The sequence below is a fragment of the Tabrizicola flagellatus genome, assembly GCF_046295235.1.
In the GTDB taxonomy this organism is placed as follows: domain Bacteria; phylum Pseudomonadota; class Alphaproteobacteria; order Rhodobacterales; family Rhodobacteraceae; genus Tabrizicola; species Tabrizicola flagellata_A.
This window is the reverse complement of sequence record NZ_JBKBLV010000005.1, coordinates 1-13,158: the sequence shown is the minus strand read 5'-3', so window position 1 is coordinate 13,158 and position 13,158 is coordinate 1. Positions and strand designations below refer to the sequence as shown.

Here is a 13,158-nt window from a genome sequence, read left to right as displayed (position 1 = left end):
AAATCTCCCGCGACCTTGCGTAGGGTCGCGGGTGGGGCTACCTGATCGGCAGATCACAGGGAACCCCGCAATGACGCCCAACCTTGCCGACCTGAGCCATGCCCTTCTGGACGCCGCCCGCAAGGCTGGCGCCGACGCAGCCGACGCGCTGGCCGTGGCGGGCACGGCGGTGTCGATCGAAATCCGCAAGGGCGCGCTGGAGACGGCGGAGCGGTCGGAGAACGTGGAGATCGGGCTGCGCGTGCTGATCGGGCGGCGGCAGGCCTGCGTGTCGGCCTCCGACACTTCGGAGGCGACGATCCGGGCGCTGGCCGAACGGGCGGTCGCGATGGCGCGGGAAGCGCCGGAGGATGCGACGGTCGGGCTGGCCGACCCCGGTCAACTGGCGCAGGGCTGGGACGCGGCCGCGCTGGACCTGGCCGATCCGGCCGGTGAGCCGGGGGCGGCGGCGCTGGAGGCGCAGGCCCGGGCGGTCGAGGCGGCGGCGCTGGAGGCCAAAGGCATCACCCAGGTCGAGGCGGCGGCGAGCTACAGCCAGCGGGCGCTGCACCTGGCGGCGACGAACGGTTTTTCGGGCGGGTATGGGCGGACCTCGACCAGCCTGTCGGCGGTGGCCTTCACCGGACAAGGCACCGAGATGCAGCGGGACTATGCCGGGGAGGGGCGTATATACGCCTCCGACATGCCCAGTGCCGAGGAAATCGGGCGGCTGGCGGCAGAGCGGACCCTGGCGCGGGTCGGGTCGGTGAAGCCGCGGACGGGGACCTATCCGGTGGTCTATGACGAACGGGTGGCGGCCTCGCTGGTCGGGCATCTGTTGTCGGCGATCAACGGGACCTCGATCGCGCGGGGGTCAAGCTGGGCGCGGGATCTTCTGGGCAAGCAGGTGCTGCCCAAGGGTCTGTCGCTGGTCGAGGACCCGCATCGGGTGCGGATCGGGTCGTCCCGGCCGTTCGACGGCGAGGGGTTGGCGACGCGGCGGCGCGAGATCGTGGCTGACGGGGTGCTCACCGGCTGGGTGCTGGACCTGGCGACAGGGCGAAAGCTGGGGATGCCGTCCACGGCAAATGCCTCGCGGGGGACTTCGGCGCCGCCTTCGCCATCCACGACGAATATCGACCTGACGCAAGGGGTTATTGGCCGCGCGGACCTCTTGAAGCAGATGGGGACGGGGCTCCTGGTGACCTCGATGATCGGGTCCACCATTAACCCGACGACCGGGGATTATTCGCGCGGGGCGAGTGGCTTCTGGGTGGAGAATGGGGAACTCGCCTATCCGGTGCATGAATGCACCATCGCGGGGAACCTGCGCGACATGCTGCTGCGGATCATCCCGGCCAATGACGCGCGGCCGCATCTTTCGACGCGGGTGCCGTCGATCCTTGTGGACGGGATGACCCTTGCCGGCGCGTGACCTGGCCCTTCTGACCGAGGCGGCGCGCGAGGCGGGGCGGATCGCGCTGCGCTATTGGCGCAAGGACCCGAAGGTCTGGGACAAGGGCGGCGAGCATGGGCCGGTCAGCGAGGCGGACCTCGCGGTCAACGACATGCTGAAGGCGCGGCTGATGGACGCGCGGCCGGACTATGGCTGGCTGTCGGAGGAGACGCCGGATTCCACCGACCGGCTGGCCGTAGATACGGTGTTCATCCTGGACCCCATCGACGGCACGCGCGCCTTCATCGCGGGCGAGGAAACCTGGGCGCATTCGCTGGCCGTGGCGCACAAGGGCAAGGTGACGGCGGGGGTGGTGCATCTGCCGGCGCTGGACCGTATATACACGGCCTCGCTGAGCTCGGAGCCGATGCGGGACGGTCAGGTGATCCGGTGCAGCGGTCGGGACCGGCTGGAAGGGGCCAACATCCTGACGACAAAGGCAAACATGGCGCCGGAGAAGTGGCCCGGCGGGGTGCCGGAGATCATCCGCGGCTTTCGCGCCTCGCTGGCATACCGGATGTGTCTGGCGGCGGAGGGGCGGTTCGACGGGATGCTGACGCTGCGCGATGCCTGGGAGTGGGACATCGCGGCCGGCGCCCTGATCGCGGAGCGGGCGGGGGCGGTGGTGACCGACCAGACCGGGGCCGCGCTGACGTTCAACAGCCCGGGCGCGCAGGCGAAGGGGGTGCTGGCGCTGCCTGCGGGCCTGCATGCCGAGGCTTTGGCGCGCCTCAGGGGTTAGGTCTATACAGGCCGCCCGATCTGGGATAGGTGCGCCCCACGGTCGAGATTCCTGCGACTGCGGGCGAGGAGGCCCGCGACCCGAGGGGACAGAGGCCGTTTGGCTTTGATGGGCGCATGGCTTCGCCCCCTTTGGAAAGACATCATGACGATTGAAAACGTGGCCGCGCCGCTGGCGCAGGCTTTGGCCCTGAAGGGCTATGAAGCGCTGACTTCGGTGCAGGAGGCCGTGCTGGCCGAAGGCGTGGCGGGGCGTGATGCGCTGGTTTCTGCGCAGACGGGGTCGGGCAAGACGGTGGCCTTTGGCCTTGCCATCGCACCCGAGATCCTGGGCGGGCAGGACGTGCTGCTTTACGCCGACAAGCCCATCGCGCTGGCGATTGCCCCCACGCGGGAGCTGGCCTTGCAGGTCGCGCGCGAGTTGGAGTGGCTGTATGCGGGCGCTCAGGCCAAGCTTGCGACCTGCGTCGGCGGGATGGACTACCGGACGGAGCGGCGGGCGCTGGAGCGCGGGGCGCATATCGTCGTCGGCACTCCGGGGCGTCTGCGCGACCATATCGAGCGGGGGTCGCTGGACCTGTCGGGCCTCCGGGCCGTGGTGCTGGACGAGGCGGACGAGATGCTGGACCTCGGGTTCGCGGAGGATCTGGAGTTCATCCTGGCCGCCGCGCCCGAGGATCGGCGGACGCTGATGTTTTCGGCCACCGTGCCGAAGGAGATCGAGAAGCTGGCCGGTGAGTTCCAGAAGGACGCGCTGCGGATCGTGGCGCAGGGCGAGGCGAAGCAGCATGTGGACATCGAGTACAAGGCATTCTCGGTGGCGGTGCGCGACCGGGAGCATGCGATCTTCAACGTGCTGCGGTTCTACGAGGCGCGGACGGCCATCGTCTTCTGCAAGACGCGGGTGAACGTGAACCACCTTCTGGCGCGGATGGGCAACCGTGGGTTCCAGGTCGTTGCGCTGTCGGGCGAGTTGAGCCAGCAGGAGCGGACCCATGCGCTTCAGGCGCTGCGGGACGGGCGGGCGCGGGTCTGTATCGCTACGGACGTGGCCGCGCGGGGGATCGACCTTCCGGGGCTGGAGCTGGTAGTTCACGCCGACCTTCCGTCCAACTCGGAAACGCTGCTGCACCGGTCGGGCCGGACGGGGCGCGCGGGGAAGAAGGGCGTTTCGGCGCTGATCGTGACTCCGGCCGAGTTCAAGAAGGCGCAGCGGCTCTTGTCCGGCGCCAAGGTCGTGGCGGAATGGGGCGCGGCCCCCGGCGCGGATGACGTGCAGGCCAAGGACGACCTGCGGATCCTGGAACATCCGGCGCTGACGGCGCCCCTGGGCGAGGAGGCCGGGATTGCCGGAGAGCTTCTGGAGCAGTTCGGCCCCGAGGCGCTGGCGGCGGCCTTCGTGCGGCTGTGGCGCGAGGGGCGGTCGGCGCCCGAGGTCTTGTCCACCGACAACCCGATGCCGGCGCCTGCCGCGCCGCGCGAACGCGGGGAGTTCGGGCCTTCGGTCTGGTTCCGCATCAATGTGGGCCGGGCCGGTCGGGCCGAGGCGCGGTGGCTGTTGCCGAAGATCTGCGATGCGGGGTCGATCGGGAAGGATTCCATCGGCGCAATCCGGGTGCGCGAGGAGGAGACCTTCGTCCAGATCGCCGAGGGCGTGGCGGAAAAGTTCCGCAGCCAGATCGACCTCGACAAGGGCCTGCTGATGGAGCGGATCGAGGGTGAGCCGGACTTTGACCGTCCGCGCCTTGACAAGCCGAAGTTCGAGCGCCCCGCGCGCCTGGAGCGGGCAGAGCGTCCGGCGCGGGCCGAGAAACCGGCCTATACGCCGAAGCCGCCCCGGGTAGTGGAGGAGGATGCGGCGGAGGATGCGCCGAAGCCGAAGTACGAGCCACGCCCCCGGGTGACGCCGTCCGAAGCACGTCCCGAGCGGGTCGAGCGTCCGGCGCGGACCTATCAGGAGCGGGCGCCCCGTCCCGAGGGGGAAGAGGAGCGTCCGCGCAAGCCGCGCTGGTCGCCGGACCAGAAGGCCGCGCCCAAGTCGGCCGGCTACAAGAGCCATGGTGGGTCGGCGGACCGCCCCGGTCGGGCGGCGGGCTACAAGAGCCATGCCAGCGAGGGCGGTTACAAGGGCAAGTCCGAGGGCTGGAAGCCGCGCGAGGACGGGGATCGGCCGAAGAAGCCCTATGCGCCGAAGCCCGAGGGCTGGAAACCGCGCGAGCGGACCGAGGATGGCGAGCGTCCGGCACGGAAGCCTTATGCGGGCAAGTCGGAAGGATACAAGCCGCGCGGGGAGTACAAGCCCCGGGAAGACGGCGAGCGGCCCAAGAAGCCTTATGCTCCGAAGGGCGAGGGCTTCCGGCCGCGGGAAGATGGCGACCGGCCGAAGAAGACCTACGCGCCCAAGGGCGACGACGCGCGGCCCTATGTGAAGCGCGAGGGCGCGGGCAAGCCGGCGGGCAAGAGTTTCGTGACGAAGAAGCCGTTCGAGCGGGCCGGTGGGTCGGATCGTCCGGCCAAGCCCAGGGCGGATGCGCGGGATACGTCCAAGCGGTTCGTGCCGCCGAAAGGGCCGAAGCGCTGATATCGGGCCGGGAACCCCCCACCCTCTCCCTCCCCACAAGGGGGAGGGAAGCGCGGGGTGAGGTGTCTTGCTCTTGAACAGACGTCAGAAAGGACAAGGCCGCCAGGTCCGATGGACCGGCGGCCTTTGCCTTGGAAGAATGGTGCCGGTGAAGGGACTCGAACCCCCGACCCCATCATTACGAATGACGTGCTCTACCAGCTGAGCTACACCGGCATTCTTCCTGGGCGGGCTATTAGCATCGCCCATCCGGACTGTGTAGCCCTAATTTGCGCGGCGTGCGATCTCGTCCGGTGCGAGGGGCTCTGGCTCGGGCAGAGCAGGTCCGGGTTCGGGTTCGGGGCGGGCGTCCATCAGCGGCAGGAGCTCAGCCAGAGCCGGCGAGGTGGTGGCACTGGCCGGCGGTGTCTTCCAGGACAGCGTGTCGAAGCTGCCGCAGTTGTCGCAGACCGGTTGCCAGCCGTCATGGATCGCATGGCACTTGTCGCAAACCCATTGCGGACCGCGAGGGGCAGAAATTGCCTTGGCGACAAGATCGCGCACGATCAGATCGTCTGCGCCTTCACCGCGCGCGATGGCGGCCAGGATCGCCAGCGACCGTTGGGTCGGCGCCCGGGTTGCGACATCTTCGAGCGCACGGCGGGCCGCCGGAAAATCCTCGGCGGCAATCAGAAGCTCGGCCAGAAGCATCCGGGTCTCGTCGTTGTCCGGGCGCAGGTTCGTCAGGTTGCGGAACCGTTTGAGGCGGTCCTGCGGACTCTCGTCCGGCTCGATCTCTGCGAAGGCGGCTGCGAGGTCGGGATGCGGCATGACCTCCCAGGCCTTCTTCAACACCCGGGTCGCATTCTTGCGATCGCCCTTGGCGATATAGCCGCGCGCGGCCATCGCGGCGGCGGGAATCAGGTCGGGGGACAGGCGGTTCGCCTCGATGGCGGCCTCGCGGGCCTCGATGCTGGCGGTATCGTCGAACACCGTCCTGGCCTGTTGCAGCGCCAGAACCGCATCGCGGCGGCGATAGACATCCTTCGGCAGGCCGCCGGATTTCAGCTTGGCACCCAGCGTCTCGCGCGCGCCGGACCAGTCGCCGGCATCCGATTGCAGCTTCAGGAGGATATCCTGCGTCTCCGCGTGCTTCGGCCGCAGCTGGAATGCCTTCTCGGCCAGCTTCAGTGCCACCTCGCGGTCGCCCTCGGCCAGTTTCTGCTGCAAGAGGCCCCGGACGCCGACAAAGCGCGTGGCATCGTCGGACAGCAGGGTCTTGTAGGCCTCGGTCGCGCGCTTGCGGTCGCCGGCGGCCTCGGCGGCCTGGGCCACCAGAAGCGTGGTCAGTTCCGGCTTGCCCAGCAGCCGCTCGGCGTTCTGCGCGCGGCTGAGCGCAAGGCGCGGCTCGCCCGAGGCCAGCGCCATCATCGCCTCGGACAGGGCACGATAGCCCTTGCGTTCGCGATTGCGGTCGAAATAGCGCGACAGCGCGGTTTCGTCGCCGTTGAGGAAGCGGAAGGTGGCGCCGAGCAGCCCCAGGGCCTTAAGCAGCAGCCAGACCGCGAGGATCAGAAGCAGGCCCAGGACCAGCGCCTGCACCGGACCGATGGTGAACTCCCACCCGGCCACGATGATGCGCAGCGAATCGCCGCTTTCCGCCAGAAGGCCCGCCCCAAGCGCAAGGCCGGCGACGAGCACCACGAAGAGGACGACCTTTGTCAGCGACCAGAGCATCATTCCCCCCGTGCCGAGCGCAGGGCGGCGGCGGCATCGACATGTGCGGTGGCCGCGCCGATCCAGGCCTCCAGTGGTGCCTTTACCGCGGGGTCAAGCGCGGCAAGCTCGGTCAGGGCGTCGGCGACGCGGCCCTCGGACAAGGCGAATTCGGCCCGGGACAGGATCGCGTCCGGCGTGGTGCCGGCCTGCGGTGTCAGGGGGCGCGCCTCGGTCTGCGCGGCGAGGAAGTCGAGGACCCGGTCGGTCCAGCCATCCTCGGCACTGGTGGCGCGGGCGATCTGCAGGGCTTCGCGGGCGGCATCGGGGAAGCCTTCCTGTAGCGCGGCCAGCGTGGGAACTCCGGTTTCCGCGACGGTGCCAAGCGCGGCCGACAGGTCGGGGTCGTCCAGCGCCTGAAGCTCGGCGGCGAAGGGGCGCCCCCCGCTGACAGCGGCAGTGAGGGCGTCCAGCGCCGCAGCCCGACGGGCGGCTGCCGCTGCGGTCTCGGCTTCGGCGGCGCGCGCCTTGGCCTCGGACTCCGCGGCATTCAGCCGGGCCAGAGCCTCGTCCAGTTGCTGCTGGACCTCCGCCGAGGCTCCGCCTGCGGGAAGCGCGGCGAGTTTGCGTTCGATCTCGGCCAGCTTGGCGGTGAGGGCGGCGGTGCTGCCGGTGCCACCTGCCGGCACGGCTTCGATTGCGGCCAGTCTCTGCTCGAGACCGTCAAGCCGGGAGAGGTCGGGAGCGGCGGGGCCGGGCGCAGACTCCAGGGCCGAAATCCGCGCGGCGAGGGTGGCGACCTCGGCGGTCACGGCATCGGCCGATCGGGCCTGTTCGACCGCAAGAGCGTCGATCCTGCTCTCGATCGCAGCAAGGTCTTGCGGAACGGCGGGCGCATTCAGGCCGAGCAGGTTGAAATGCGACAGCGCAAAGCCTCCGACGGCTGCCAGGGCCCCGCCGAGGAGCGGGCCGAGGATACCCGGACGGCGCGGCGCCTGCGCCGGGTGCGTCCGGGGCGGAGGAGCGTCCGCCACCGCTGCGGGCGGCGGTTCGGTCACGGTGGACTCGACGGCCTCGACCGTCGCTGCCTCTGGTTCGACGGTCTCGGGCGCGGTCGGTTCGGCCGTTGCCTCGGGCGGGGGATCCTTGCGTCTGGTCATGCGTCAGCCCCTTGCAGCCCTTCATCCTCGCTGGTCCCAACCTAAGCACTGGCGGCCGGTCGGTTCAAGGCGGAGGGGGTGCGGCAAGCAAGCTTTCGACCGCATCCAGCATCGCCTCGGCATCCGGTCGCGCGGCGATCACCAGCCGGGACCTGGGGATATCAAGGCAGGCTTCGGCGACGGCGGCGCTCATCGCCGCGATCCGCAGGTCGGCGCGCGTGTCGGCGGGCATTGCGGCGCGGAACAATCGCGCGCTGCGGGGCGAGAACAAGGGCAGGATCACCGGGCCATGTCGACGCAGAAGCTGGGTCGCCTCGCCCTCAAGAGGAATGGCCTTCTGTAGATACACCTGTAAAGATACTGTAGAAATCTCGTTGTTTTGCAATTGGTTATCTACATCTCCTGATGTATCTACGCCGTGTAGATATAGAATTCTGCCATCCGGCGGATCTTTCAGGATGGCGGCAATCAGGGCCTTTGCATCGCCATCGGCGGACCGGGTCTCGAACCCGGCTGCGGCCGCGGCGGCTGCGGTGGAACGGCCGACGCACCAGGCCAGCCGTGGCAAGCTTGCCCCCAGCCTGACCGCGCCGGCGACACCCTGCGCGGACGTGAAGACCACGGCGGCAAAGCGGCCTTCAGGCACCGTGGGCGAAAGGTATTCCGGCGCCATGAGCGGAGCGATGACCGGCTGCACCCGGCTGTCGAACCGGGCGATCAGACGGGCCGCGAAGGAGTCGGCCTGGTCCCGGGGCCGGGTGACCAGCACGGGGACAGCCGAGACCGGGTCGCCGGAAAGATCGGGGGACGCATCGGATTGTCTCGCCATGCCCATGGTGTTACCTGCCGATGACCTTTCGCGCAACGGCAGGCCATGGACCGGACGCTGACACTTCTGGGGATAGAGACGAGCTGCGACGACACCGCGGCCGCGGTCGTCCGTGCACCTGCACAAGGTGGACCCGAGATCCTGTCGAGCGAAGTCCTGGGGCAGACGGCGCTGCACGAAGCCTATGGCGGCGTGGTGCCCGAGATCGCCGCGCGCGCGCATGCCGAGCGGCTGGATGTGGTGGTCGAGACGGCCCTCGCCCGCGCCGGGGTCGGGCTGGGCGCAATCGACGCGATCGCGGTGACGGCAGGGCCGGGGTTGATCGGGGGCGTCCTGTCGGGGGTGATGCTGGCCCGCGGCCTTGCAGCGGCGCGCGGGCTGCCGCTGGTGGCGGTGAACCATCTGGCAGGACATGCCCTGACCCCGCGGCTGACCGACGGGATCGGCTTTCCCTACCTGATGCTGCTGGTCTCGGGCGGGCATTGCCAGTTCCTGCTGGTCATGGGTGCCGACAGTTTCCGGCGGCTGGGCGGCACGATCGACGACGCCCCGGGCGAGGCCTTCGACAAGACGGCCAAGCTTCTGGGCCTGCCGCAGCCGGGCGGCCCCTCGGTCGAGGCCGAGGCGGCGCTGGGCGATCCCGCGCGGTTCCGCTTCCCGAGGCCGCTCCTGGACCGCGAGGGCTGCGACATGTCCTTTTCGGGGCTGAAGACGGCGCTCTTGCGGGCGCGCGATGCGCTGGTGGCGGAGAAGGGCGGGATCACGGTGCAGGACCGCCGCGACCTTTGCGCCGGGTTCCAGCTGGCGGTGGCCGAGGTTCTGGCCGAGAAAACTGCGCGCGCGCTGGCCATGGTGGCGGGGGAGCATCCGACCACGCTTGCCGTTGCCGGGGGGGTGGCCGCAAACAAGACGATTCGGGCCATGCTAGAGACCGTGTCGGAGCAGGCCGGGCTGCCCTTCCTCGCGCCGCCCCTGCGGCTGTGCACGGACAACGCGGCGATGATCGCCTGGGCGGGGATCGAACGGATGCGCGCCGGTCTGGAGAACCCGCCCGATTTCGTCGCGCGGCCGCGCTGGCCGCTGGACCAGACGGCGCCGGCCTTGCTCGGCTCTGGCAAGAAGGGGGCCAAGGCATGATCGGCGTGCTTGGCGCGGGGGCCTTCGGGACGGCGCTGGCGGTGGCGCTGGGCCGGGCCGGTCGGGAGGTGCGGCTCTGGGCGCGGGATGCCGCGCAGGTGGACGACATGCGCCGGACACGGCGCAACGACCGGGCGCTGCCGGGTGTCGATCTGCCGGACGCCGTCTCGGTTCATGCGGAGATCGGCGAGACGACAGGCGGCGAGGCGCTGCTTCTGGCCGTGCCGATGCAGGCTCTGGGGTCGCTCTTGTCCAGCCATCCTGAGATCGGCGAGGCGCAACCGCTGGTCGCCTGCTGCAAGGGCGTGGATCTGACCAGCCTGCGCGGCCCGGTGGCGCTGATCCGGGACCGGCGGCCGGGGGCCGTCGCAGCGATCCTGACCGGACCGAGCTTTGCCGCCGACATCGCCCGGGGCCTGCCGACCGCCCTGACGCTGGCCGCGACCGACCGGGGCGCGGCGTTGCAGGATCTGCTGTCCACCCCGACGCTGCGGCTCTACCGGACGGACGACATCGTCGGGGCCGAACTGGGCGGGGCACTGAAGAACGTGATCGCCATCGCCGCCGGGGTGGTGATCGGTGCGGGTCTGGGCGACAGCGCCCGGGCCGCGCTGATGACGCGGGGCTATGCCGAGATGCTGCGGTTGTCGGCTGCTTTGGGGGCGCGGCCCGAGACGCTGGCCGGCCTGTCGGGTCTGGGCGATCTGGTCCTGACCTGCACCTCCACGCAATCGCGCAACTTCCGCTATGGCCAGGCGCTTGGCCGGGGCGAAGGCTTCGATCCCTGGGTCACGGTCGAGGGCATTGCCACCGCCCGCGCCGTGCTGCGGCTGGCCGAGGGCCGGGGCATCGACATGCCGGTGACGGCGATGGTCGATGCCCTTGCCTCGGGCCGGATCGCGCTGGATGATGCCGTCGCCCGGCTGATGAGCCGGCCGCTGAAACAGGAATGACCATGCGCTATGCCCTGATCTGTATCGACAAGCCGAACGCCCTGCAGACCCGGACCGAGAACCGTCAGGCGCATCTGGAGTATATACAGGCCACCGGCGCGGTCGAGCAGGCCGGCCCCTTCATCGACGCCGCCGGCCAGATGTGCGGCAGCCTCATCATCCTGTCGGTCGGGTCCAAGGCCGAGGCCGATGCCTGGGCGGCGGGCGATCCCTATGCCAAGGCGGGCCTGTTCCAGTCGGTGATGGTGCAGGAATGGAAGCGGGTGATCGGATGAACTACTGGCTGTTCAAGTCCGAACCCGATGTCTGGGGCTGGGAGCATCAGGTCGCCAAGGGCGAGGCCGGCGAGGAATGGCATGGCGTGCGCAACTATCAGGCGCGCAACAACATGCGGGCGATGAAGCTGGGCGACCGGGGCTTCTTCTACCACTCCAACATCGGGAAGGAGATCGTCGGGATCGTCGAGGTCTGCCGCGAAAGCGCCCCGGACAGCACCACCGACGACCCGCGCTGGGACTGCGTCTGGATCAAGGCGGTCAAGCCCTTGCAGCGCCCGATCAGCCTTGAAGAATGCAAGGTCACGCCGGGGCTGGAACAGATGGTGCTGGTCAACAACACCCGCCTGTCGGTACAGCCCGTGCGCCCCGAGGAATGGCAGATCATCTGCCGGCTGGGCGGCGTCGAACCCTGACCCATGGCCGGGCAGCCCCGGCCTGTCATGAAAACTTCACTCGACAGCGCGCGATGTTTCCGGATTTCTGGAAACATGGAACAGAATCGCGCCGTCCATGCCTTTGCGACGCTTGGCCATCCCGGCCGACTGGTCGTGTTCCGGCTGCTGATGCGCTTTGCCCCGCGCGGCGTGCGTCCTACCGAGATCGCCGAGGCGCTGGGCCTGAAACAGAACACCCTGTCGCACCATCTGGCTGATCTGACCTCGGCGGGGCTTGTCCATGTCACCCGCGACGGCCGGTCGCTGTTCTACGCCGCCGACCTTGACGCGACCGAGGCGCTGATCGGCTACCTCGCGCTGGATGTCGGCCGCGCCCGCCCCGAACTCATCGCCCCCCTTTTCCCCGCGCAGAAGGATCCTGCCATGCGTGACACCGATTTCGACGTGCTATTCATCTGCTCGGGCAACTCGGCCCGGTCGATCTTCGCCGAGGCGCTCTTGCGCGACCTGGGCAAGGGCAGGTTCCAGGCCTTCTCGGCCGGCTACAGGCCCGGCACCGAGCTGAACCCCTTCGCCATCGAGATCCTCAAGCGCAACGGCCATGACATCTCGGGCCTGCGGTCCAAGCATATCTCGGAGTTCCAGAAACCCGGTTCCATCGTGATGGATTTCGTCTTCACCGTCTGCGACACGGCGGCGGCCGAGGAATGTCCGCCCTGGCCGGGCCAGCCGATCACCGGCCACTGGGGCCTGCCCGACCCGGTGAAGGCGACCGGGACCGATGCGGAAAAGGCACTGGTCTTCGCCCAGACCTATGCCGCCCTGCGCCGCCGGATCGCGGCCTTCGTCGAACTGCCGTTCGAAAGCCTCAGCCGCCTGTCCTTGCAGGCCCGCGTGGATGCCATCGGTGCCGATACCGAAGCGAAGGCCTGAAAGATGCCCCGAATTGCGCTCAACGGCCTTGGCCGGATCGGAAAACTTGCCCTCCGCGACCTGATCGATACCGGCGCGGGCGGAGAGATCGTGCTGCTGAACGATCCGGTCGGCGATGCCGAACAGCACGCGCTGCTGATGGAGTTCGACTCTGTCCACGGACGCTGGCGCACCCCGGTTTCGGCCGGGGAAGGCGCGCTGTTGCTCAATGGCCGATCCATCCGCCTGACGCATGAGAAGACCATCGAGGCCCTGCCGCTGGCCGAGCTTGGCGTCGATCTGGTGATCGACTGCACCGGGGTCTTCAAGACGGGCGCAAAGGTCGCGCCCTATTACGCCGCCGGGGTGAAGAAGGTCGTCGTCTCTGCCCCGGTCAAGGACGGCGGCGCCTTGAACCTGGTCTATGGGGTGAACCACCACCTCTACGACGGGTCGCAGGCGCTGGTGACGGCGGCCTCCTGCACGACGAACTGCCTCGCGCCGGTGGTCAAGGTGATCCATGAAAGCCTTGGCATCCGGCACGGCTCGATCACCACGATCCATGACGTGACCAACACCCAGACCATCGTGGACCGCCCCGCCAAGGACATGCGCCGGGCGCGTTCGGCGCTGATGAACCTGATCCCTACCACCACGGGCAGCGCCACCGCGATCACGCTGATCTACCCGGAACTCAAGGGGCGCCTGAACGGCCATGCCGTGCGGGTGCCGCTCTTGAACGCCTCGCTGACCGATTGCGTGTTCGAGGTCGAACGGCCCACCACGGCGGAAGAGGTCAACGCCCTCTTCGCCGCCGCTGCCGAAGGCCCGCTGAAGGGGATCCTCGGCTACGAGACGCGCTCCCTCGTGTCCTGCGATTTCACCAACGACCCGCGGTCCTCGATCGTCGATGGCCCTTCGACCATGGTCACGGGCGGCACCCAGGTGAAAATCTATGCCTGGTACGACAACGAATGGGGCTATGCCTGCCGGCTGGCCGACATCGCGCGGATGGTCGCAGCCAGCCTCTGACCCTTTCATC

12 protein-coding genes and 1 tRNA gene are annotated in these 13,158 nt (G+C 69.1%); 9 read left to right on the top strand and 4 right to left on the bottom strand.

The features are described from left to right. The first annotated feature begins 70 nt into the window (after nucleotides 1–70). The 3 genes from ACK4IU_RS02925 (at nucleotide 71) to ACK4IU_RS02915 (ending at nucleotide 4,757) form a co-directional block, all read left to right on the top strand. Nucleotides 71–1,414 carry a TldD/PmbA family protein gene (locus ACK4IU_RS02925; RefSeq protein WP_409731471.1) on the top strand — a complete coding sequence of 448 codons (1,344 nt, stop codon included), beginning with the start codon at nucleotides 71–73 and terminating at the stop codon, nucleotides 1,412–1,414. Then, nucleotides 1,401–2,177: an inositol monophosphatase family protein gene (locus tag ACK4IU_RS02920; RefSeq protein WP_409731469.1), complete on the top strand. Its 777-nt coding sequence runs from the start codon at nucleotides 1,401–1,403 to the stop codon at nucleotides 2,175–2,177. The genes ACK4IU_RS02925 and ACK4IU_RS02920 overlap by 14 nt, the downstream gene beginning before the upstream one ends. Nucleotides 2,178–2,321: 144 nt before the next feature. Next, the gene (locus tag ACK4IU_RS02915; protein ID WP_409731467.1) at nucleotides 2,322–4,757 is read left to right on the top strand and encodes a DEAD/DEAH box helicase; all 2,436 of its coding nucleotides are present in this window, start codon (nucleotides 2,322–2,324) and stop codon (nucleotides 4,755–4,757) included. 140 nt (nucleotides 4,758–4,897) lie between these two features. Here the strand turns inward: ACK4IU_RS02915 and ACK4IU_RS02910 are convergent. The 4 genes from ACK4IU_RS02910 to ACK4IU_RS02895 form a co-directional block, all read right to left on the bottom strand. Next, a tRNA-Thr gene (locus ACK4IU_RS02910) sits at nucleotides 4,898–4,973 on the bottom strand. 48 nt (nucleotides 4,974–5,021) lie between these two features. Beyond that, nucleotides 5,022–6,473, bottom strand: a complete 1,452-nt coding sequence (locus ACK4IU_RS02905) for a heme biosynthesis protein HemY (RefSeq protein WP_409731719.1) — start codon at nucleotides 6,471–6,473, stop codon at nucleotides 5,022–5,024. Continuing rightward, nucleotides 6,473–7,612, bottom strand: coding sequence for a COG4223 family protein (locus ACK4IU_RS02900; RefSeq protein WP_409731464.1), 1,140 nt, complete (start codon nucleotides 7,610–7,612; stop codon nucleotides 6,473–6,475). The genes ACK4IU_RS02905 and ACK4IU_RS02900 overlap by 1 nt, the downstream gene beginning before the upstream one ends. 64 nt (nucleotides 7,613–7,676) lie before the next feature. Beyond that, nucleotides 7,677–8,441 carry a uroporphyrinogen-III synthase gene (locus ACK4IU_RS02895; protein WP_409731461.1) on the bottom strand — a complete coding sequence of 255 codons (765 nt, stop codon included), beginning with the start codon at nucleotides 8,439–8,441 and terminating at the stop codon, nucleotides 7,677–7,679. Nucleotides 8,442–8,486: 45 nt separating this feature from the next. Between ACK4IU_RS02895 and tsaD the strand changes: the two genes are divergently transcribed. From tsaD to ACK4IU_RS02865, 6 genes are all read left to right on the top strand, one after another. Beyond that, nucleotides 8,487–9,578 carry a tRNA (adenosine(37)-N6)-threonylcarbamoyltransferase complex transferase subunit TsaD gene (gene tsaD, locus ACK4IU_RS02890; RefSeq protein WP_409731458.1) on the top strand — a complete coding sequence of 364 codons (1,092 nt, stop codon included), beginning with the start codon at nucleotides 8,487–8,489 and terminating at the stop codon, nucleotides 9,576–9,578. Further along, nucleotides 9,575–10,531 (top strand): NAD(P)H-dependent glycerol-3-phosphate dehydrogenase, encoded by a 957-nt coding sequence (locus ACK4IU_RS02885; protein ID WP_409731455.1) that lies wholly within the window; start codon nucleotides 9,575–9,577, stop codon nucleotides 10,529–10,531. The genes tsaD and ACK4IU_RS02885 overlap by 4 nt, the downstream gene beginning before the upstream one ends. Before the next feature lie 2 nt (nucleotides 10,532–10,533). Beyond that, nucleotides 10,534–10,806 (top strand): YciI family protein, encoded by a 273-nt coding sequence (locus tag ACK4IU_RS02880; protein ID WP_409731717.1) that lies wholly within the window; start codon nucleotides 10,534–10,536, stop codon nucleotides 10,804–10,806. Next, on the top strand, nucleotides 10,803–11,222 hold the full coding sequence (locus ACK4IU_RS02875; RefSeq protein WP_409731715.1) for an EVE domain-containing protein: 420 nt from the start codon (nucleotides 10,803–10,805) through the stop codon (nucleotides 11,220–11,222). The genes ACK4IU_RS02880 and ACK4IU_RS02875 overlap by 4 nt, the downstream gene beginning before the upstream one ends. Before the next feature lie 75 nt (nucleotides 11,223–11,297). Further along, complete coding sequence (locus ACK4IU_RS02870) at nucleotides 11,298–12,137, top strand: metalloregulator ArsR/SmtB family transcription factor (protein ID WP_409731452.1); 840 nt, start codon at nucleotides 11,298–11,300, stop codon at nucleotides 12,135–12,137. Between the two features lie 3 nt (nucleotides 12,138–12,140). Next, nucleotides 12,141–13,148 (top strand): ArsJ-associated glyceraldehyde-3-phosphate dehydrogenase, encoded by a 1,008-nt coding sequence (locus ACK4IU_RS02865; RefSeq protein ID WP_409731449.1) that lies wholly within the window; start codon nucleotides 12,141–12,143, stop codon nucleotides 13,146–13,148. Nucleotides 13,149–13,158: the final 10 nt, after the last annotated feature.

Excerpts from the sequence above, each read along its gene's own strand:
- ACK4IU_RS02925 (WP_409731471.1), top strand. The coding sequence starts at position 71 with ATGACGCCCAACCTTGCCGACCTGAGCCATGCCCTTCTGGACGCCGCC.
- ACK4IU_RS02915 (WP_409731467.1), top strand. The coding sequence starts at position 2,322 with ATGACGATTGAAAACGTGGCCGCGCCGCTGGCGCAGGCTTTGGCCCTG.
- ACK4IU_RS02905 (WP_409731719.1), bottom strand. The coding sequence starts at position 6,473 with ATGCTCTGGTCGCTGACAAAGGTCGTCCTCTTCGTGGTGCTCGTCGCC.
- ACK4IU_RS02900 (WP_409731464.1), bottom strand. The coding sequence starts at position 7,612 with ATGACCAGACGCAAGGATCCCCCGCCCGAGGCAACGGCCGAACCGACC.
- ACK4IU_RS02895 (WP_409731461.1), bottom strand. The coding sequence starts at position 8,441 with ATGGCGAGACAATCCGATGCGTCCCCCGATCTTTCCGGCGACCCGGTC.
- tsaD (WP_409731458.1), top strand. The coding sequence starts at position 8,487 with ATGGACCGGACGCTGACACTTCTGGGGATAGAGACGAGCTGCGACGAC.
- ACK4IU_RS02885 (WP_409731455.1), top strand. The coding sequence starts at position 9,575 with ATGATCGGCGTGCTTGGCGCGGGGGCCTTCGGGACGGCGCTGGCGGTG.
- ACK4IU_RS02880 (WP_409731717.1), top strand. The coding sequence starts at position 10,534 with ATGCGCTATGCCCTGATCTGTATCGACAAGCCGAACGCCCTGCAGACC.
- ACK4IU_RS02875 (WP_409731715.1), top strand. The coding sequence starts at position 10,803 with ATGAACTACTGGCTGTTCAAGTCCGAACCCGATGTCTGGGGCTGGGAG.
- ACK4IU_RS02870 (WP_409731452.1), top strand. The coding sequence starts at position 11,298 with ATGGAACAGAATCGCGCCGTCCATGCCTTTGCGACGCTTGGCCATCCC.
- ACK4IU_RS02865 (WP_409731449.1), top strand. The coding sequence starts at position 12,141 with ATGCCCCGAATTGCGCTCAACGGCCTTGGCCGGATCGGAAAACTTGCC.